The following is a 17,539-nucleotide window of genomic DNA, read 5'->3' as shown; positions in this document are numbered from 1 at the left end:
TGGGGCGGACCCGCACGACACGGCAGGATGGCGACGTGCCCGAGGCGTCCACGGTCGGCACCGCGACGCTCCTGTCGGCGGTGACCCAGCTCCGCTCTGCCCTCGACGACGCCACCCTGCCGCTCGACCTGCCGGGCAGCGGCACGGCTCGCCAGCTGCGCACGCGCCTTCTGGACCAGCTCGACGACTACGTGCTGCCGCGTCTCTCGTCCATCGACGCCCCGCTCCTCGCCGTGGTCGGCGGCTCCACCGGTGCCGGCAAGTCCACCCTCGTCAACTCGCTCGTCGGCCGGGAGGTGAGCCAGCCCGGTGTGCTCCGGCCCACCACTCGCTCGCCGGTCCTGATCCACCACCCCGCGGACACCCGCTGGTTCACCGACCAGCGGATCCTGCCCGGCCTCGCCCGGGTCACGGGCGGGACGACCGGGGACACGAGCACCGGGTCCGTCCGGCTCGTGGCCACCGAGGCGGTGGGGCAGGGCCTCGCGCTGCTCGACGCCCCGGACATCGACAGCGTCGTCGCGGCGAACCGCGAGCTCGCCGCCCAGCTGCTCGCCGCCGCCGACCTGTGGATCTTCGTCACCACCGCCGCCCGCTACGCCGACGCCGTGCCGTGGGACCTCCTGCACGAGGCAGGGGAGCGGGGCACCGCGGTCGCGATCGTCCTGGACCGCGTGCCGCCCGAGGCGATGGAGGACGTCCACACGCACCTCGGCGAGATGCTGCGCGAGCAGGGGCTCGACCAGGCGCCCATCTTCGCGATCGCCGAGTCCCGGCTCGAGGACGGCCTGCTGCCCGACGAGCAGGCTTCGAGCCTGCGCACGTGGCTGCGGACGCTGGCCGGCGACGCGCAGGCGCGGGCGGCCGTGGTCCGCCAGACCTTGCAGGGCGCGCTCGAGTCGCTCGATCAGCGCATCGCCACGCTCGCGATCGCCTCCGCCGAGCAGAATTCCGCCGCCCGCGCTCTCGACGAGGCCGCCGCGCGGGCCTACCTCGACGCGCTGCAGGAGGTGCGCGCCGGGATGCAGGACGGCACGCTGCTCCGCGGCGAGGTGCTCGCCCGCTGGCAGGAGTTCGTCGGCACGGGAGAGTTCTTCCGCCAGGTGGAGTCCACGGTGTCCCGGCTGCGGGACCGGGTCACGTCCTTCTTCCGCGGGGAGCCGCCGCCCGAGGAGGTACTCGGCGACGCGCTGACCTCGGGGGCCGCCGTGCTGATCTCCAACCACGCCGAACTCGCCGCAGCCGCGACCGGTCGCGCCTGGCGCACTCGGCCCGGCGGCGAGCAGCTCATCGCCATCTCGCCGGCCCTGGCCCGATCGAGCCCCGGTCTGGACGCGCGGATCGAGAGGCTGGTGCGCGACTGGCAGGGCGACATCCTCGACATGGTGCGCGAGGAGGGGAAGGACCGCCGGATCACCGCCCGGATCATGGCCTACGGGGTGAACGGCCTCGGCGTGACTCTGATGCTGCTCGCCTTCGCCAGCACGGCAGGTCTCGCCCTCATCGAGGTCGGGATCGCTGGCGGCACGGCTGTCGTCAGCCAGAAGGTGCTCGAGGCCGTGTTCGGGGACCAGGCGGTTCGCGACCTCGCGCAGAAGGCCCGCGAGCGGCTGATCGAGCGCGTCGAGGACCTGTACGCGGGCGAGCTCGACCGCTTCTCGGCCGCGGTCGCCTCGGCTGGCGTCTCCGCCGAGCAGAGCGACGCGCTCGCCGCGGCCGCCGCCGCCGTGAGGGCAGCCCGGTGAGCCCGCTCCGCTCCTCGCGCGGCCGCCCCGCCGATCCGGCCCAGGAGCTGCCCGACCGTGTGCACGCGCTCGGCGCAGCGCTCGACGCCGGCGGCGACGAGCTCGATCCGGAGGACGCGGAGCGTGCGCGCGCCGTCGTCGGCAAGGTGGGGGAGCGCACGGCGATCGCGGGCGGGCACACCGTCGTCGCACTCGCCGGCGCGACGGGGAGCGGCAAGTCGTCGCTCTTCAATGCGCTCGTCGGGGCCGACGTGTCCCGGATCGGAGCCCGGCGGCCCACCACGTCGAAGCCCACCGCCGCCGTGTGGGGCGCCGGGGACGCCGGGGAGCTCCTCGACTGGCTCAAGGTCGAAGCCCGGCACCTCGTGGGCAGCCCTGCCGGTCCTCCCGACCTCGACGGCCTCGTCCTGCTCGACATGCCGGACTTCGACTCGCGCGAGGCGAGCCACCGGATCGAGGCCGAGCGGATGCTGCAGCTCGTCGACGTGTTCGTCTGGGTCACGGACCCCCAGAAGTATGCGGATGCGCGGCTGCACGATGATTTCGTCCGCCTGCTCGCGCAGCACGAGTCGGTCACCCTCGCGGTGCTCAACCAGGCCGACCGGCTGACGCCCGAGGCCGCCCATGAGTGCGCGCTCGACCTGGGCAGGCTGCTGGAGCGGGACGGCATCCCGAACGCCAAGGTGCTGGCCACCTCCGTCCGCACCGGCGAGGGGGTGGCGGAGCTCGAGCGGCGCATCGCCGAATACGTGGAGGGGCACCAGGCGTCGCTCCGTCGGCTCAGCGCCGATGTGGTCACCTCCGCCCGGACCCTGCGCACCGAGGTGGCGGATGACGAGCCGCGCGTCGAGTGGCTGCCCCGGAAGGACCTCGACGGCGCGCTCGGCCGCGCCGCGGGTGTGCCCATCGTGCTGGACGCGGTCGGCCGCGACTACCGGCGGAGCGCGCTGCGACGCTCCGGGTGGCTGTTCTCCCGCTGGGTCGGCCGCCGTGGGCCCGATCCGCTGCGCCGCCTGCGCCTGGGTGACGGCTCCAACCGCCCCGTTCCCCGCGAGGAGGAGGGCGACGCCCGCGACGTGCTCGCCAGGTCCTCGATCCCGATCGCTCCCAGCTCCGCCCGGTCGGCGGTGGACGTCGCGATCCGCGGCTTCGTGCGCGCGGCTGGCGAGGGCCTCCCGCCGCGCTGGGAGCGCGCGGTCGACGGGGCCGCCACGGGCGGCAACGATTCCCTCCCCGACGCGCTGGACCAGGCGGTGCTCGGCACCTCGCTGCGGGCGCGACGCCCGGTGTGGTGGTCGGTCGCCAACGTCCTGCAGTGGGTCTTCGGCCTGGTGGCGCTCGCGGGCGTCCTCTGGCTGGCCGGCCTCTACGTCCTCGGACTCCTCGCCCTGCCCCGCCCCGAGACGCCCTCGGTGGGCGTCGTCCCCGTGCCGCTCCTGATGCTGGTCGGCGGAGCGCTCGTGGGGATGCTGCTCGCCGGCCTCGCCCGCTGGTGGGCACGCGTGGGTGCTCGCCATCGCAAGGCCGTCATGGCCGGGCGGCTGCGGTCCTCGGTATCCGCGGTGACCGAGGAACGCATCGTCGAGCCGATCGCGGCCGTCCTGGAGCGCCACCGGACGACCCGCGAGAACCTCGACCGCGCGGGCCGCTGACCCACGGGAGCGCCGCCGCTGCTCAGTGCGGAACCGCGTCCCTCTCGGGCACGGCTTCCACCGGTCGAGGGTGAGACTCCCTGCGGGCCGCGAGGGCGGTCGACCGCTCTACGAGCGTCCCGCTGAGGGCGACGATCACGCCGCCGTTGATGCCGTGCAGCGCCATGAGTGCCGTGGCGACTGCGGGCACGTTGTCTCCGCCGGGCTCGACGCCGAAGATCAGCGACGGGATGAGGATGAAGAGCGTCTGGAAGACGAGCAGCACGAAGACGATCACGGTGATCCAGATCGTTCGCCGCCCGGCGTGGGCCAGGGCGGCGCAGAGGATGGTCAGCAGCACCAGGATCGGCAGGACGATGCGCCCGTTGGTCGTGTGCAGCGCGAACGGGTCGTTCTCCTCCGACGAGAAGACGCCCACCGCGGCGAAGTAGAGCTGGAGCGCCGCCGACGCGGCGAGCAGGACGGTGACCACCTGGAAGACCCTGCGCATGATCCCTCGATCCCGTGCGGCGGAGGCGAACCTCGCGAGGGGGCTCGTCGATCGACCCGCACGGTACTCGGCCCGTCACGGTGGGGTCAGGGCGGAAGGTCCCGGGGGCGCCCCTGCCCGGATCACCCCGCCGCGACGAGTGAGAAGTCGTCGAAGCCGGCCGTAGTGGGCAGGCTCGTGACGCTCGATCCGACGTAGAGCCCCAGGCCCGACGAGCCGGCCGTCTGCAGCTCCGCCGTCGAGTCCGAGAAGGTGACCTGCCATGCGGCCGGCTCGGCGGTACCCGCCTTCCAGAGCTTCGCACGCAGGGTCGTGGGCGAGGTGCCGGTCACCTGGAGGCGCAGTTGCAGTCGGTCCCCGTCTGCGAACGTGCCCGCGGCGGTGCTCGCCACGGTCGTCCCGGATCGGTTGAGCTGCAGCGTGATCGCGCCCTGCGCGCTGATCACGGCGCGCGCCCGGTAGTCGGCGGTGCCGACGCGGCGTCCGATCAGCGAGAGGTAGACGCTGCCGCCGGCGGGCACCGGCGTCGCTGTGGTCGTCGCTCGCACGTCGGCGCTCGTGGTCGTCACGCCCCCGAGGAAAGCCTCGTACGTGCGTCCCGCGCCGGTCGAGGTGATTCTCCCGCTGCTTCCGTCGGTCGAGTACGCGGAGGTGGTCGTCGATCCGAGCGTCCACGCGCCGCCCACTGGAGCGGTGCCCCAGCCGCCGGTCGTCGTCCGGCCGAAGTCGTCGCGGGCCAGCTCGGCCGGCTGCGCCGCGCCCACCGTGATGCTCCTGCTGGACGTCGCGGTGGCGCCCGCGTTGTCCGTCACGGTGAGGGTCACCGTCCGGGTGCCCGCGGTGGCGTAGGTGTGGCTGACGCTGGTCCCGCTCCCGGTGGTTCCGTCGCCGAACTGCCAGGAGGTGGAGGCGATGCTGCCGTCGGGGTCCGTCGAGGTCGACGTGAACGACGCCGTGAGGTTGCTGACGGTGTTCGTGAAGGAGGCGGAGGGCGGGGTGTTGCCGGCGCCGCCCGCGATGGTGATCGACACGGGGTCGCCCCACACGCTGTTGCCGAAGGGGTCATCGGCCCGAAGACGGTAGCTGTGCGTGCCCGCGGACAGTCCGCTGTCCGTGTAGGTCGTGGTCGGCCGGTCGAACCAGATGCGCGACCCGACAGTGGTCGTGGTGACCGGAGTCGTGGTGTTGCCGTCCCGGAAGATCCGGTAGGTGAGGAACTGGTTGTCGCGGTCGTAGTTCGCCACCCAGCTGACCCGCACCGTGCCCGCGGAGGGGAGGAGAGCGTCGGCACGAAGCCGGATCCGCTCAGGCGCGGCCCGTCCTTGTTCGGGGCGACGCTGCTCACCGCGAATCGGACAAGACCCTGCTGCGGCTGATTGTTGACCCGAGTGAACTCGCCGCCGTAGACCACGTAGTTGCCACCGGCCGTGACGCTCCACGGCCCCTGACCCGCTCCGCTCGCGGTGCCGGTGTTGAAGTCCGGCCACCAGTTGAGCAGGTCCGGGGCGGCGACGCCCTGCCAGGACGGGTAGCCCAGCGTCTGGCCGCCGTTGCGGTTGCCGTTCCACGCCTTCGTGGTCGCCATGCCGCGCTGGTAGGTCCAGTTCGGATCCGTCTGCGGGAAGCCGCCGATGTTCGCGCAGTAGTGCGCGTGGCCGGCGATGTAGACGGCGCCGTTGTAGGGGAAGGTGGAGTAGGTGTCGCCGTGGCAGTCCGCGACCCAGACGAGGTCGCCGTTCGTCCAGCTGGCGCGGAACCAGCCCTCGAGGTTGCCTCCTCCGCCGTAGTGGTAGCCGCTGCCGAAGACGCTGTCGCCGTCGGAGGAGAGGCTCCAGATGGCCGCGTCCGTGCCGCCGTTCCGGACCTGCGAGTTGGCGTTCCACGGCACGAGGGCTCCGGTCGCCGCGTTCACCGCACCGAGCCCGTATCCGGGGTTCCCCGAGCCGTTGATCGTGGTGAACGAGCCGCCGAACACGACGCGGCCGCCGTCGGGCGAGAGGACGAGGGCGCGAGCGCGGCCTCCCTCGATGACGGGGGCGAACGGCTGGACGGCACCGTTGCTCGCCGCGACCGCCGCGCCGCGCGTGCGCGTCTGGCCGCTGACCGCGGTGAAGCCGCCGCCGGCGTAGACGGTGCTCGCCGTCGCCTTCACGGCTTCGACGGTCGAGTTGAAGGAGGGGGCGAATCCGCTGATGACCGCGCCCGTGGTGGGGTTGAGCGCCGCGAGGCGGTTGCGGGTCGTGCCGTTGACGGACGTGAACGACCCCGCGATGTAGATGCGGCTGCCGTCCGGCGCGGCGGTGATCGACCGGACCTCGGCGTTGGTGTTGGCCACGAACCCGGACAGCAGGGCGCCGGTCGTGAGGTTGAAGGCCAGGACGTTCGCGCGTGGTGTCGTGTTGGAGCCCGCGGCGGCGCCGGCGGGTCGCGCGGTCGAGAAGCTTCCTCCGACGTACACCGTGCTGCCCACCACGACCTGCGACCACACGACTCCGTCGATCTGCACGGTCGGCAGCGGGTCCGTCGACACGGTCGCGACCTGGCCGCCCTGCGGCGCGGTGTCGGCACGGGCGGGGAGGGTGCCGAGGAGTCCGACGGCGACGAGGGCCGCGGTGGCGAGGGCGAGCGCGCGGACGCGTCCGGGAATGGAGCTGGGCATGGCTGCGCCTTGATCTCGGGGAGGCGCGGGCAGCCGGACGGCTGACCGTTCGAGGGAATGGTAGGTCGCGTTCCGCGCCGTGCCAAGGGTGGACGGCCCTGTCGGGGGCAGGAGAGGTCGCTCGTCGCCTCCTGTTCAGCCGCCGGTCTCCGCGGGTCGATCCACGGGGCCTCGAAGGACCGCCTTGGAGAGCGCCGGGTCAGGGCTGCCGGGTGCGCTCGACGGGCTGACGGAGGAGGGTCTTGAGCTTCGCCGGCGCGGTCCTCCGAGGATCGCTGAGATAGATCTCGTGGTGGTCCGCACGGGGAGCAAGTCCCTGCTCCGGCAGGTACTCGTCGTGCAGGCGGGCCAGGACGGCGGCCTCCGCGTCGTAGGACCCCACGTGCAAGGTCTGGACGCAGAGGCCCTCGTTCAGCGTCAGGAGTTGGGCGCGGTGAAGGTGCGACGGCGTCCGCATCTTCAGCACCGCCTCCCGGCCTGCGGCGAGGGCGTCCGCGTCGATCCAGTCGGGCTGGGCGATCAGCATCGTCCAGCGCCACGCGTCCTTCTCCCGCCGGCGGAAGGCGCCCAGGTCGTCCGAGCGCCAGAGCCCCTCGAGCGGCGCGACCACGAAGTCCTGCCCGGCCGCCTTGCTCGCGAACTTGATGGCGTATGCGAGCGCATAGAGCGCCTCGACCGCAGAGCGGTAGTCATCGGCGCTGTTCGGGTCGCCCTCGCCGTCGACGGCGAGGTACCGGATAGGCGGCACCTCGATCAGCGAGAAGGTGCCCTCCTCGCCGGAGTAGGCGCTCCTGTGCGCGACCTTGATGTCGAACTTGGGCAACGCGATGACGGGTCAGAGGATGGCGGCCGGCTCACGCTCTGGCGCGTCGTCCGGCTCGAGGGCATCGACCGGCTCGTCGCGGCGTCGTCGGAGCAGGAAGGGCAGGAGGACGGCGGCGAGCACGAGGAGGGCGACGAGTGCACCCCCGCCGACGATCACGGCGATGGGAAGGGCCACCGGGGTGGCGGCCCAGTCCGCGAAGGTCGTCTCGGGGGTGGTGAACGTCTTGGCCGCCATCGGCGCGACCGTGATCCCGCCGGCGATCCGCTCCTCCGGTGCGAAGCCGGCCGCGATTGAGTAGGTCTGACCCGCGTCGAGCTTCGCCTCGACGGGTACCCGGAGAGGACCGGTCGTCGATGCGGGCTGCGCGACCTCCGTGGTGAACACCGTGGCGTCCTTCTCATCGGTGACCGCCACGCTCCAGGTGCCGGAGGGCGCGCCGCCGGGCGCCGAAGCGCTGTCCGCGCCGAGGTCGAGCACGACGACGGGCGGATCCTTCTCACCTGTCCCGCCCGTCAGCGAGAACGAGGGAGTCAGCGCGATCGGCGTGACCGTGAGCTGGAGCGTGGTGGGCGCCTGGCTGGGCTCGAGGCCGGAGCCGGGCGCGGGGACGAAGACCGCGGAGAGGTCGTAGGTGCCGGCTGGCAGGAGCGGACCCGCATCCGGCTGGCTGACGTAGGCGCGGGCGCCGGCCTGCAGCGGCACGGCGTGGGCGATCGGGCCCGCGATGCCGACGACGTACGCGTCGATCGTGCCACCGGTCGGGTCGACGGGGACGCCGTCCGAATCGGTCACTGTGACCTCGACCACCCAGTTCGACCCGAAGCCGGTCTCCAGCGGACCCGAGGTGACGATCTCGGTGTCCGTGGGCTGGGCCGCGGCTGCGGGGCCGGCCACCGCGCCGATGCTCATCGAGGTCGCGAGAGCGGCGAGGAGCGCGAGTGCGAGAGAGCGCTTAGACATGAGCGGACTCCTGAAGGACGGCGGTGTCGGCATCGGGCGCGGCGGGACCGTCGGCCGGGGACGATGAGTCGGGACCTGCCGCGGGCCGGGGGCGCCGGCGGACGAGAAGGAGGGTGAGCAGGATAGCGAGAAGGCCGGACAGTCCCACGAGGCCCGCGGCAGCCGCGACCCACAGCGGGACGCTGGGACCCGCAGTCGACGCGGTCGGCTCCACCGCGTCCGGCTCATCCACGGGCGCGACCACGGTCGTGGCGGCGGGTGAGGTGTAGGACGCGTTCTCCGCGTTCGTCACCGTGAAGTCGTCGGCGGTGTCGCCCGACGGCGTGAAGGATGCGGACGCCGTGAAGGTGGTGCCGGCCGGCACGTCCTTCCAGTACTGGGTGAGGTAGGGATCGCCCCCGGCCTCGACCGGCGTCTCCTGGGTGTAGACCGCGGCACCGGATGCGTCGGCGATCGAGACGCTCCACGTCCCGGCCGGCAGCATGGGCGGCTGGTGGCTGTCCTCCTGGTCGTCGTACTGCCGCGGGACGAGACTCTCGATGAAGTGGCCCGCCAGGCGCGCCGTGACGACCGCGTTCGCCGAGTGAATCGGATCGGTCTCCACCCGGAGGTCGACTGCCAGAGCGGCCGGCGCGACGGTGATGGTCGCAGGCTCGGCCGTCTGCCCGAAGAGCTCGAGGCCGAACTGGTTGCCGGCGACCGTCGCCGTGAGCTCGTGCTCGCCAGCGGACAGCGGCTCGTCCACCTGGTAGCTCGAGAAGTAGGACTGGGACGTGCCATAGCTGCGTGTACCGGCCGTCCCCCACGTGCTTGCCGCGGCGTCCCCGTCCACAAGCAGGGTCACCGTCGTGTCACAGCCGTAGCAGGAGGCGGTTGCGATGGAGGACAGGGTGAGGCCCCAGGGCTCGCCGTACTCGATGCTGACCTCGCGGGGCGAGTCGAACGAGATCTTCACCTCGGACGGCGTGGCCACAGCTGGGCCGGCCGTCAGGAGGACGGAGCCGCCGACGGCGACGGCGAGGACGAGCCCGGCGGCGGTCCGCCGACCCCGTGAACGCGAAAGCTTCATGCGCGCAACCTATCCGGCGATTCGCGGGCTCCGAGAAACCCGCGAGTTCGTGTCGCGCAGGGTTATCGGCTTGTGATTCTCGGGCTTTCTGCCATCACCCGATCAGTCCAGCCACCGGGTCCAGCCGAGGATCTCGGCGACGGACTCGTCGACCGTCGCCGGGTGCGTCACCACCTGGAACTGCCGGATGCGATCGTGATCGGACCGGGCATGGTAGACGTCGACCCACTTGCGCAGCGAGGCGGCCCACTCATCGGTCGGCTCGCGCTCGGTCACCCGCTCCTTCAGCACCGGGATCGGCGCGGTGGTCTCGCAGATCAGAAGCCGCGCGCCGGGCAGAGCCGCGCGGTAGAGCTCGACCTCCTCCTCGTCGTTGAACACCATCGGGACGATGAGCTTCAGGTCGGGCACGGCCGCGACGTAGTGGGGCCAGATGGCGCGGAGGTTCTCGCGCGGGAACCACCGGCCCGGGTAGGGGTGCACCAGGCTCAGCTCGTCGATGTCGATGACGCCGTGTGCCACGTCCGCCGTCCGAAGCGCCTCGGAGAGCGCCCGCGCGAGGGTGCTCTTCCCCGAGCCCGGAGAGCCGTGCAGGACCAGGACATCTGCCACAACGGCATTATGACCCCGCCGTCAGCGAGCTGTGGAGAACTTGAACGCGGCGCCTCGCCCACTCCCGAGACTGTGCGCAGGGCGAAGGAGGAGCGATGCAGACTCTGCTGGCGAAGACCGCGGCGCGGCTGGCCGACGACAGGGGTGACGTACCCGGCTGGGTCCTCATCACGCTGATGACGGCCGGGCTCGTCCTGCTGATCTGGGGCGTCGCGGGTCCCGCGCTCACGGGCGTGTTCGAGCAGGCCATCGAGCGCGTCAGCTCGTTCTGAGGCACAGATGAGGCCCGGAGCGCACGACGAGGGGTCCGCGCCCGTCGAATTCGTGCTGGTAGGCGCCCTCCTCACGCTGCTGGTCCTCTCCGTGCTTCAGCTGGGGCTCGCTCTGCACGTGCGCAACACGGTCACCGACGCGGCGGCCGAGGGGCGCGCTTCGCGTCCCTCGGCGGCGCCACGATGACCGAAGGCGCCGAGCGGACGCGGGCGCTCATCGCGGCAGCCCTGGGGCCGGAGTATCCCGTCGAGGTGACGGCGCAGACGACGGACGTCCTCGGAGCGCCGGTTGCCGAGATCGGAGTCCGTGCACCGCTGCCCGTCCTCGGGCTGATCGGGATCGAGCACGGCCTGGAGGTGACCGGTCATGCGCCTTTGGAGGATGCGGGACAGTGAGGAGGGCTCGGCGTCCGTCGAGTTCCTCGCCGGATCAGTCCTGCTCCTCGTGCCGCTCGTCTACCTCGTCCTCACCCTCGCCTCCGTTCAGGCCGCCGCGTTCGCGACCGAGGGCGCGGCCCGGGGGTCGCGGTGCTGGTCAGCAGAGCGGGGGATCCCGCGGCCGTGTCCGCCAGGGCGGAGCGGACGGTGGAGCTCGCACTCGCCGACTTCTCCGTGGACGCGGCCGACGCCGCGGTGTCGGTCGACTGCCGAGCAGGCGGAGGCTGCCGCCCCGGAGACGAGGTGACTGCCACCGTGCGGGTGATCGTGCCGCTGCCGTTCGTCCCGGACGGGCTGCCGCTCAGCCTGCCGGTCGAGGGGACCGCCACGCTGGCAGTCGCGCGCTTCCCAAGCCCGAGCCCCTGATGCGCGGAAGCTCGACTGACGAGGGGTCCATCTTGCCGCTGCTCGCCGGCTTCCTCGCGCTCGCGCTGGCGCTCATCCTGGTCGTCGCCGCAGCGACCTCGCTCTACCTCGAGCGCAAGCGCCTCTACACGGTTGCGGATGCGGCGGCGCTCGCGGCAGCCCAGTCCTTCCCGCTCGACACCGTGACCGTGGAGGACGGGCGGGTGCGGCTTGCCCTCAGGGACGCGGACACCGAGAGGGCTGTCCGGGAGTACCTCGCGGCGGCCCCGGCGGACCTTCCCGACCTCGCCCTCGAGGAGGCGACCACCTCCGACGGGCGCAGCGCCTCGGTGACCCTGTCGGCCAGCTGGCGACCGCCGCTGGCGTCGTTCCTCCTCCCGGACGGCCTTCGACTCCGCGTCACGTCCGTCGCCCGCACGGCCTTCCGCTGAGGAATTCCTGGTCGAAATTCCCCGGATTCTTTATGATCGGGTCGACCACCGAAGGGAAAACCGACATGTCATCCGAAACCGGCTTGAACCCGATTGCGGTCAAGTCGCAAGGCGCGCGAAAGGGGGCATTCCGTCCCGACATTCAGGGGCTCCGAGCGCTGGCCGTGGTCGCGGTGATATTCGATCATCTGCTGGGCTGGCCATCGGGAGGCTTCGTCGGCGTCGATGTGTTCTTCGTGATCTCCGGATTCCTCATCACGGGTCTCCTGCTCCGAGAGCACGAGAAGACCGGCCGGATATCCTTTCTCAACTTCTATCGCCGGCGCGTGAAGCGCATTCTCCCTGCCGCCACGGTGGTTCTCGCCGTGACCATCGCGGCCGCCTACTTCATCTACAACTCCGGCCGGTTCGTCAGCACGCTGATCGACGGCTTGTGGAGTCTTCTCTTCGCCGCCAACTGGCGATTCGCGATCGCCAAGACCGATTACTTCCAGGCCCACGGACCAGTATCCGCGTTGCAGCACTACTGGTCGCTCTCCGTCGAGGAGCAGTTCTACTTCGTCTGGCCTTGGCTGATGCTGGCGATCTTCCTCATCAGCGCGGCGGCTCGGCGAGGCCACGCCACCGGCCGCGCAGTGGCTGGCGTCGCGATGGTCGTGATCACCGTCGCGTCCTTCAGCTGGGCGGTGTACGAGACCCAGGTGAGCGCCGCGACTGCCTACTTCTCGACGTTCTCCAGGGCATGGGAACTCGGGATCGGGGCGCTCATCGCCGTCTACGCCCCGGTAGCCCGGCGAATTCCCGCCGTGCTCCGACCCGTTCTGGGCTGGGCCGGACTCGCTGGCATCGTGTTCTCGTTGTTCGTGGTCAACGACCGTGTCGCGTTTCCTGCGCCCTGGGCCGCGCTGCCGGTTCTCTCCGCTGCCTTGGTCATCATCGCGGGGACGGGCGGAACTCAGCGTTTCCTCGCGCCGCTCACGAATACGGTGGCCGGATATCTGGGCGACATCTCGTATTCGCTCTATCTGTGGCACTTCCCCGTCATAATCCTCCTCGCCGAATTCTTCCGGCCGGGCGATGTCGGCTATTTCGTCCTCGCGTCCGTGCTCATCCTCGCTTCCTCCGTGCTGTCCTACCACTTGATCGAGGATCCGGTCAGGAAGTCGGCGTGGCTTTCCCCTCCTGCAGAAGCGGCCGCGATAGCCGAGGCGCGTACCGCGGCCCAGAGGAGCCGCAGGCTGCAGAGAGGGCGCGGAGAGAGCCGCCTCAAACGGTGGGCCATTCCGCTCCTGGGGTTGGAAGCCCTCGTGGTCGCCGCGCTCGTCGCGGCTGCCTTTGTTCCTCGCGCGGTGCCCACCCATCCTCAGGCACTCGTCCCCGTCCCCACCCCGAGCGCGACGGCCAGCGCCCCGGCGACAGCCGCCGAAGAACTGCAGCAGAAGCTCGCACTGGCGGTCAACGCGAAAGAGTGGCCGTCGGACTTGTCGCCGGCCATCGACCAGGTCGCTTCCGACCTGAACCCGGAGATGCAGCAGGCGGGGTGCCTTAACCCTCCTGACCTCGACGACCAGAGCGTATGCACATTCGGCTCCGGGGATCGCTCGGTCGTGGTGGTGGGCGACTCGTTCGCGGTCGCCTGGATGCCCGCCGTGAGGGGAGCGTTCGAGCCGCGGGGGTACACCGTGCGCGGCATCGGCTTCTCCACCTGCCCGTTCAGCGCCATCGTGATGAAGATCGAGTCCGGGCAGAAGGCGACCGACCTCTGCAACGACAGCCGCGCGCGAGAGGTGGAGCTGATCAACACCCTCGAGCCCGACGTCGTCATCGTCGTCGACTCGGAGTACACATTCGGTCAGACGGCGGTCAGTCCCGACTCCCCGAGCCCGCAGGCCGCGTGGGTGGACGGACGGGTCGAGATCCTGGACGCGGTCAAGGCCGAGGGGCGGCGCATCATCCTGCTCTCGCCCAACCCCAGCGGCCAGGACCCGGCGGTGTGTGTGACACGGGTCAGCACTCCGGCCGATTGTCTCTCCCAAATCGGCGAAGGGTGGCAGCTCAAAGCACAGGCGGACCGTGCCGCTGCCGAGGCGGCCGGCGTCGAATACTTCGACACCTCCTCCTGGTTCTGTACGCGCACCTGGTGCCCGATCTTCGCGGGCACGGCGCCCATGCGCTGGGATGTCGGCCACCTGACGCCGGAGTACTCGTCGATGATCGCGCCTGCGCTGGGCGAGCTGCTCTTCCCGGGCGAGACGGCGACGGCCGCGCCCTGATCATCGCCTGGCGAGGGCCGCATCCGGACGCGTAGATTGCACCGGGGCGATCTGGGATCGTGCCCACACACGACGGAGTGGAGCGGCATGCGGCTGTACCTGATCGGGGCCGGAGTCATCGCCCGGACGCACGCGGAGGCGGCCGCGAAGCTCGGCGAGGAGGTCGAGCTGCGGGTCGCCGACCCGAACCCGACGGTGCTGCAGGGGTTCCTCGCCGCCTTCCCTCAGGCGACCGGCTTCGGCAACGCGGATGCGATGCTCACGGCCGAGGACCCGGAGCCGGACGACATCGTCGTGGTCGCCACTCCGCCGGTGTTCCACGCCGGTCCCGCCATCGCCGCGGCCCGCAGCGGCCGCCACGTGCTGTGCGAGAAGCCGCTCGCGATGACGGTGGACGAGGCCGAGGAGATGCTGGCCGCGGCGACCGAGGCCCACGTGCTCTTCGGGTCCTGCAGCACTCGCTTCCGCGGCCTCCCGCACAACGAGGCGGTGAAGGGCGTCCTGGCGAGTGGCGTCCTCGGCGACCTCATCCACCTCGACTTCGTGACGAAGTGGCCCCGGAGTCGCGCGGGCATCGAGTACCAGCCGGCCAGCCGCTGGTTCCTCGACTCGCGCGCGAGCGGCGGCGGAGTGGTCATGGACTGGGGGCCGTACGACTTCTCCACCCTGTTCGATCTGCTGCAGCCGACCCGGGTGGAGATCGTGGACGCGTGGCTCGGGCAGATCCGCACGGCGGCTGACCCGGTCGACGTCGTGCACGACACAGAGTCCACCGCGGGAGCTTCGCTGCGCATCGCCCGCGCCGATGGCGTCCTCCGCGTCAACTACGAGCGCGCCAACGGCACGCACGCCGAGGAGTTCGCACGCGCCGAACTGGAGGGGACGCGCGGGGCACTGCGCTGGACTCCGTTCGACTCGCAGGCGCCCGTCTACCTGACGACAGATCGGGACGGTGAGCTGAAGGAGGAGGTGGTGACTCCTCCGGAGCGCAGCGATCTGACGATCTTCGATCGCCCTCTCGTGCACTTCCACGCCGCGATGCGCGGGCGCCCCTCGCTGGCCAGCGTCGGCGCGGCCGCCGTCGACGAGTTCCGCTGTGTCCGCGGAATCTACGACGCAGCGCGCACCGGCGAGCCGACCGTCGTCGAGGTGCGCCGGTGACGCCGAGAGGCGTCGCGACAGCGCTCTACGGCTGGATGGAGCGCTTCGCGCGCGACGGCGTCGAGTGGGACTGGCCGACTCTGTACGGCGCGTGCGCGGAAGCGGGGGTGGACGCGGTCGAGACGGATCCGCAGCCCGAGAAGCTCGCGATCCTGCGCGACCTGGGTCTCGCGGTGTCCGGCTCCTATGTGGGCCTGCCGTTGACCCTTCCGTTCGAGCGGCTCGAGGTGGACTCGGCCGTCCTCCCGGTGGCGGACCGGCTTGCTGCGGCAGGCGGCACGAACCTGATCCTCAACGCCGACCAGGTGGACTGGTCGAACCCGGTGGACAAGACCGACGACGACGCCCGCCGGCAGGGCGAGAACCTGTCGCGCATCCGGGAGCTCGTGGCGCCGCTCGAGCTGTCCGTCTCCCTGCACAACCATGCCTCTGAGCGCGAGAACGCTCAGCGGGACCTCGACTCCGTCGTCCGGTACGCCGATCCGTCGGTGGGGCTGTGCGTCGACGTCGCGTGGGCGTGGGTCGCCGGTCACGATCCGCTGGAGTGGGTCCGGTCCTACCCGGAGCGCGTGCACTGCTTCCATCTCCGCAACCAGCGAGGTCCGGTCCCCACCGAGGACCTCCTCGACGGCGAGCTCGACATCGCCGCGATCCTGGACGCCGTGCCGGGCTACTCGGGCTGGCTCACGCTGGAGCTTTGGCACCCGGAAGGGATGACCCCTGAGCGCTCGATGGTGAGGGACACCCGACGGTCGGCGGACTTCCTGCGAGGCCTCGCTTGCCGCTGAAGCACCCGTGTCAGAGCCGCCGGCGGACCTCGCCGGGCAGCCGGTCGATGCCCGGCGCGGACAGGTGCAGGACCTGGAACAGGTCGCCGTCGACCGCGGCCGGACGCTCGATGTGCAGGGCGAAGAGGACGAACTCCCACGACTGAGGATCGATCCCGTAGGCGATCGAGTGGAGGCCCGGCTCGCTCTCCCGAGCCGCCAGCGCATCCGCCGTGGCGGCCGCCGCCTCCGTCGGGTCGGCGTCTCTGTCGAGGAGTCGTGGCGTGCGGACCGCGTGGCTCGGCGTCGTGCCGTAGGCCGGTCCCCGGCGGAAGGCGCCGCCGATCCAGGTCTGCACGGCGGGGCGGCCGAAGTCGCGGACGATGTTGCCGAAGCCGTCGCCCGCCCACAGGAAGGAGGCTGCGGCAGCGGAGTCCTCCCAGAGGTAGAAGGGGGCGTACTGGTTCACCGGGGAGCCGCCGACGCCCTTCTCCCGCGCGAGGAACGCCTTGAGACCGAGGCCGGGGTAGGCGTCGAGGATCGGCCCGCCGCGCTCGACGCGGCGGCGGATGATGCCCATGTCGTAGTCGGCTGGAAGGGTGATCTCGTACTGCATCGCCAGCATGCCGGGCCCTCGTTCGCCGTCGTGTCAGAGCGCGATCGGCGTGCTCGACTCGGCGAGCAGCTCGCGCACCCGGGGGATGACCTGCGTGCCGTAGAGCTCGATGCTGCGCATCATCGCGTCGTGCGGCAGGGGCCCCGCACTGTACTTGAGGTCGAACCGTGCGATGCCGAGGGCGCTCGCCGTGGCCGCGATCTTGCGGGCAACCGTCTCGGGCGAGCCCACGTAGAGCGAGCCGTGCTCGATCTCCTGCTCGTACTCGCCGGTGCTCATCGGGGACCATCCGCGCTCGCGGCCGATGCGGTCACGCATCGCCTTGTAGTGCGGGAAGAGCTGCGTTCGGGCCTCCTCGTCGGTCGGCGCGAGGTGGCCGGGGGAGTGGACGCCGATGGGCAGCGGATCCGACTCCAGCTGGGTAAGGGCGCGCCGGTAGAGGTCGGCGTAGGGGAGGAATCGCTTGGGGTCGCCGCCGATGATCGCGAGCAGCATGGGGATGCCGTACCGGGCGGCGCGCACGACGGACTCGGGGCTGCCGCCGACGCCGATCCACGTCTTCAGGTGGCCCGAGTCGGTCTTCGGGTAGACCTCCTGGTTCGCGAGTGAGGCACGGAGGGATCCGCTCCACGTGACCGGCCCCTCCTCGAGCAGGGCCGCGAACAGGTCGAGCTTCTCCGTGAACAGGTCCTCGTACTGGCTGAGGTCGTAGCCGAACAGGGGGAAGGACTCGGTGAACGATCCACGCCCCAGGATGACCTCGGCCCGGCCGCCCGAGGCGCCGTCGAGGGTCGCGAAGCGCTGGAAGACGCGGACAGGATCGTCGGAGCTGAGGACGGTGACGGCGGAGCCCAAGCGGATGCGCGTGGTGCGGCCGGCGATGGCCGCGAGCACCACATCCGGGGCGGAGATGGCGAAGTCCTGACGGTGGTGTTCACCGACGCCGAAGAAGTCGACGCCCACCTGGTCGGCGAGCACCCCCTCGTCCACGACGTCGCGGATCACCTGCCCGAACGGCGTGGGGGCGCCGTCGGCGCTCCGCGTCACATCGCCGAAGGTGTCGAGCCCGAGCTCCAGGGTTTCCGTCATGGTCGTGCCTCTTTCTGTCTTCCGCGGCAACCCACCGTAGCGATCCGCAATTCCCGCAGCATCCGCTCATGACCGCCTGTGGAGGGGACCGCCTCGTTTCGGCAGACTTGTCG

The 17,539-nt window shown here is 71.3% G+C and carries 19 protein-coding genes; 10 read left to right on the top strand and 9 right to left on the bottom strand.

Annotated elements, in window-relative coordinates:
- The first annotated feature begins 35 nt into the window (after positions 1 to 35).
- Together QUE51_RS01200 and QUE51_RS01195 are read left to right on the top strand one after the other, a co-directional pair.
- Positions 36 to 1,745, top strand: coding sequence for a GTPase domain-containing protein (locus tag QUE51_RS01200; protein WP_286277807.1), 1,710 nt, complete (start codon positions 36 to 38; stop codon positions 1,743 to 1,745).
- Positions 1,742 to 3,397 (top strand): GTPase family protein, encoded by a 1,656-nt coding sequence (locus tag QUE51_RS01195; protein ID WP_286277806.1) that lies wholly within the window; start codon positions 1,742 to 1,744, stop codon positions 3,395 to 3,397. Before QUE51_RS01200 ends, QUE51_RS01195 begins: the two co-directional genes overlap by 4 nt.
- Positions 3,398 to 3,419: 22 nt before the next feature.
- Here QUE51_RS01195 and QUE51_RS01190 read toward each other — a convergent pair whose 3' ends face one another.
- The 7 genes from QUE51_RS01190 to QUE51_RS01165 all read right to left on the bottom strand — a co-directional run bounded on the left by QUE51_RS01190 (position 3,420) and on the right by QUE51_RS01165 (position 10,013).
- Positions 3,420 to 3,887, bottom strand: coding sequence for a DUF6220 domain-containing protein (locus tag QUE51_RS01190; protein WP_286277805.1), 468 nt, complete (start codon positions 3,885 to 3,887; stop codon positions 3,420 to 3,422).
- Positions 3,888 to 4,009: 122 nt separating this feature from the next.
- The gene (locus QUE51_RS01185; protein ID WP_434017255.1) at positions 4,010 to 4,801 is read right to left on the bottom strand and encodes a PKD domain-containing protein; all 792 of its coding nucleotides are present in this window, start codon (positions 4,799 to 4,801) and stop codon (positions 4,010 to 4,012) included.
- On the bottom strand, positions 4,708 to 6,546 hold the full coding sequence (locus QUE51_RS18335) for a delta-60 repeat domain-containing protein (protein ID WP_434017230.1): 1,839 nt from the start codon (positions 6,544 to 6,546) through the stop codon (positions 4,708 to 4,710). The genes QUE51_RS01185 and QUE51_RS18335 overlap by 94 nt, the downstream gene beginning before the upstream one ends.
- 199 nt (positions 6,547 to 6,745) lie before the next feature.
- Positions 6,746 to 7,369 (bottom strand): GyrI-like domain-containing protein, encoded by a 624-nt coding sequence (locus tag QUE51_RS01180; RefSeq protein WP_286277802.1) that lies wholly within the window; start codon positions 7,367 to 7,369, stop codon positions 6,746 to 6,748.
- 12 nt (positions 7,370 to 7,381) lie between these two features.
- Positions 7,382 to 8,332 carry a hypothetical protein gene (locus QUE51_RS01175; RefSeq protein ID WP_286277801.1) on the bottom strand — a complete coding sequence of 317 codons (951 nt, stop codon included), beginning with the start codon at positions 8,330 to 8,332 and terminating at the stop codon, positions 7,382 to 7,384.
- The gene (locus tag QUE51_RS01170; protein ID WP_286277800.1) at positions 8,325 to 9,401 is read right to left on the bottom strand and encodes a hypothetical protein; all 1,077 of its coding nucleotides are present in this window, start codon (positions 9,399 to 9,401) and stop codon (positions 8,325 to 8,327) included. The genes QUE51_RS01175 and QUE51_RS01170 overlap by 8 nt, the downstream gene beginning before the upstream one ends.
- Positions 9,402 to 9,503: 102 nt before the next feature.
- On the bottom strand, positions 9,504 to 10,013 hold the full coding sequence (locus tag QUE51_RS01165) for a P-loop nucleotide/nucleoside kinase family protein (RefSeq protein ID WP_286277799.1): 510 nt from the start codon (positions 10,011 to 10,013) through the stop codon (positions 9,504 to 9,506).
- A gap of 95 nt (positions 10,014 to 10,108) precedes the next feature.
- Between QUE51_RS01165 and QUE51_RS01160 the strand changes: the two genes are divergently transcribed.
- The 8 genes from QUE51_RS01160 (at position 10,109) to QUE51_RS01130 (ending at position 15,742) form a co-directional block, all read left to right on the top strand.
- Positions 10,109 to 10,285, top strand: a complete 177-nt coding sequence (locus QUE51_RS01160; RefSeq protein WP_286277798.1) for a hypothetical protein — start codon at positions 10,109 to 10,111, stop codon at positions 10,283 to 10,285.
- 7 nt (positions 10,286 to 10,292) lie between these two features.
- A complete protein-coding gene (locus tag QUE51_RS17695; protein ID WP_350226696.1) occupies positions 10,293 to 10,472 on the top strand; it encodes a TadE/TadG family type IV pilus assembly protein in 180 nt (59 codons plus the stop codon).
- Positions 10,469 to 10,681, top strand: coding sequence for a hypothetical protein (locus tag QUE51_RS17690; RefSeq protein ID WP_350226695.1), 213 nt, complete (start codon positions 10,469 to 10,471; stop codon positions 10,679 to 10,681). The genes QUE51_RS17695 and QUE51_RS17690 overlap by 4 nt, the downstream gene beginning before the upstream one ends.
- Before the next feature lie 132 nt (positions 10,682 to 10,813).
- Positions 10,814 to 11,089 (top strand): hypothetical protein, encoded by a 276-nt coding sequence (locus QUE51_RS01150; protein ID WP_286277797.1) that lies wholly within the window; start codon positions 10,814 to 10,816, stop codon positions 11,087 to 11,089.
- Positions 11,090 to 11,121: 32 nt separating this feature from the next.
- Positions 11,122 to 11,520, top strand: coding sequence for a pilus assembly protein TadG-related protein (locus QUE51_RS01145; protein WP_286277796.1), 399 nt, complete (start codon positions 11,122 to 11,124; stop codon positions 11,518 to 11,520).
- A 32-nt stretch (positions 11,521 to 11,552) separates the two neighbouring features.
- Positions 11,553 to 13,793: an acyltransferase family protein gene (locus QUE51_RS01140; RefSeq protein WP_286277795.1), complete on the top strand. Its 2,241-nt coding sequence runs from the start codon at positions 11,553 to 11,555 to the stop codon at positions 13,791 to 13,793.
- An 87-nt stretch (positions 13,794 to 13,880) separates the two neighbouring features.
- Positions 13,881 to 14,954, top strand: coding sequence for a Gfo/Idh/MocA family protein (locus tag QUE51_RS01135; RefSeq protein WP_286277793.1), 1,074 nt, complete (start codon positions 13,881 to 13,883; stop codon positions 14,952 to 14,954).
- Entirely contained in the window at positions 14,951 to 15,742 is a 792-nt protein-coding gene (locus QUE51_RS01130) for a sugar phosphate isomerase/epimerase family protein (protein ID WP_286277792.1), read from the top strand. The genes QUE51_RS01135 and QUE51_RS01130 overlap by 4 nt, the downstream gene beginning before the upstream one ends.
- Before the next feature lie 10 nt (positions 15,743 to 15,752).
- Here QUE51_RS01130 and QUE51_RS01125 read toward each other — a convergent pair whose 3' ends face one another.
- Positions 15,753 to 16,346 carry a DUF4865 family protein gene (locus QUE51_RS01125; RefSeq protein WP_286277791.1) on the bottom strand — a complete coding sequence of 198 codons (594 nt, stop codon included), beginning with the start codon at positions 16,344 to 16,346 and terminating at the stop codon, positions 15,753 to 15,755.
- Positions 16,347 to 16,370: 24 nt separating this feature from the next.
- Complete coding sequence (locus QUE51_RS01120) at positions 16,371 to 17,426, bottom strand: LLM class flavin-dependent oxidoreductase (protein WP_286277790.1); 1,056 nt, start codon at positions 17,424 to 17,426, stop codon at positions 16,371 to 16,373.
- Positions 17,427 to 17,539: the final 113 nt, after the last annotated feature.

The organism is Naasia aerilata (assembly GCF_030296595.1).
Lineage (GTDB): Bacteria > Actinomycetota > Actinomycetes > Actinomycetales > Microbacteriaceae > Naasia > Naasia aerilata.
Note: the sequence above shows the minus strand (reverse complement) of the source record. Positions and strands in the feature narration are given on the sequence as shown.

Excerpts from the sequence above, each read along its gene's own strand:
- QUE51_RS01190 (WP_286277805.1), bottom strand. The coding sequence starts at position 3,887 with ATGCGCAGGGTCTTCCAGGTGGTCACCGTCCTGCTCGCCGCGTCGGCG.
- QUE51_RS18335 (WP_434017230.1), bottom strand. The coding sequence starts at position 6,546 with ATGCCCAGCTCCATTCCCGGACGCGTCCGCGCGCTCGCCCTCGCCACC.
- QUE51_RS01175 (WP_286277801.1), bottom strand. The coding sequence starts at position 8,332 with ATGTCTAAGCGCTCTCTCGCACTCGCGCTCCTCGCCGCTCTCGCGACC.
- QUE51_RS01170 (WP_286277800.1), bottom strand. The coding sequence starts at position 9,401 with ATGAAGCTTTCGCGTTCACGGGGTCGGCGGACCGCCGCCGGGCTCGTC.
- QUE51_RS01160 (WP_286277798.1), top strand. The coding sequence starts at position 10,109 with ATGCAGACTCTGCTGGCGAAGACCGCGGCGCGGCTGGCCGACGACAGG.
- QUE51_RS17695 (WP_350226696.1), top strand. The coding sequence starts at position 10,293 with ATGAGGCCCGGAGCGCACGACGAGGGGTCCGCGCCCGTCGAATTCGTG.
- QUE51_RS17690 (WP_350226695.1), top strand. The coding sequence starts at position 10,469 with ATGACCGAAGGCGCCGAGCGGACGCGGGCGCTCATCGCGGCAGCCCTG.
- QUE51_RS01140 (WP_286277795.1), top strand. The coding sequence starts at position 11,553 with ATGATCGGGTCGACCACCGAAGGGAAAACCGACATGTCATCCGAAACC.
- QUE51_RS01135 (WP_286277793.1), top strand. The coding sequence starts at position 13,881 with ATGCGGCTGTACCTGATCGGGGCCGGAGTCATCGCCCGGACGCACGCG.
- QUE51_RS01125 (WP_286277791.1), bottom strand. The coding sequence starts at position 16,346 with ATGCTGGCGATGCAGTACGAGATCACCCTTCCAGCCGACTACGACATG.
- QUE51_RS01120 (WP_286277790.1), bottom strand. The coding sequence starts at position 17,426 with ATGACGGAAACCCTGGAGCTCGGGCTCGACACCTTCGGCGATGTGACG.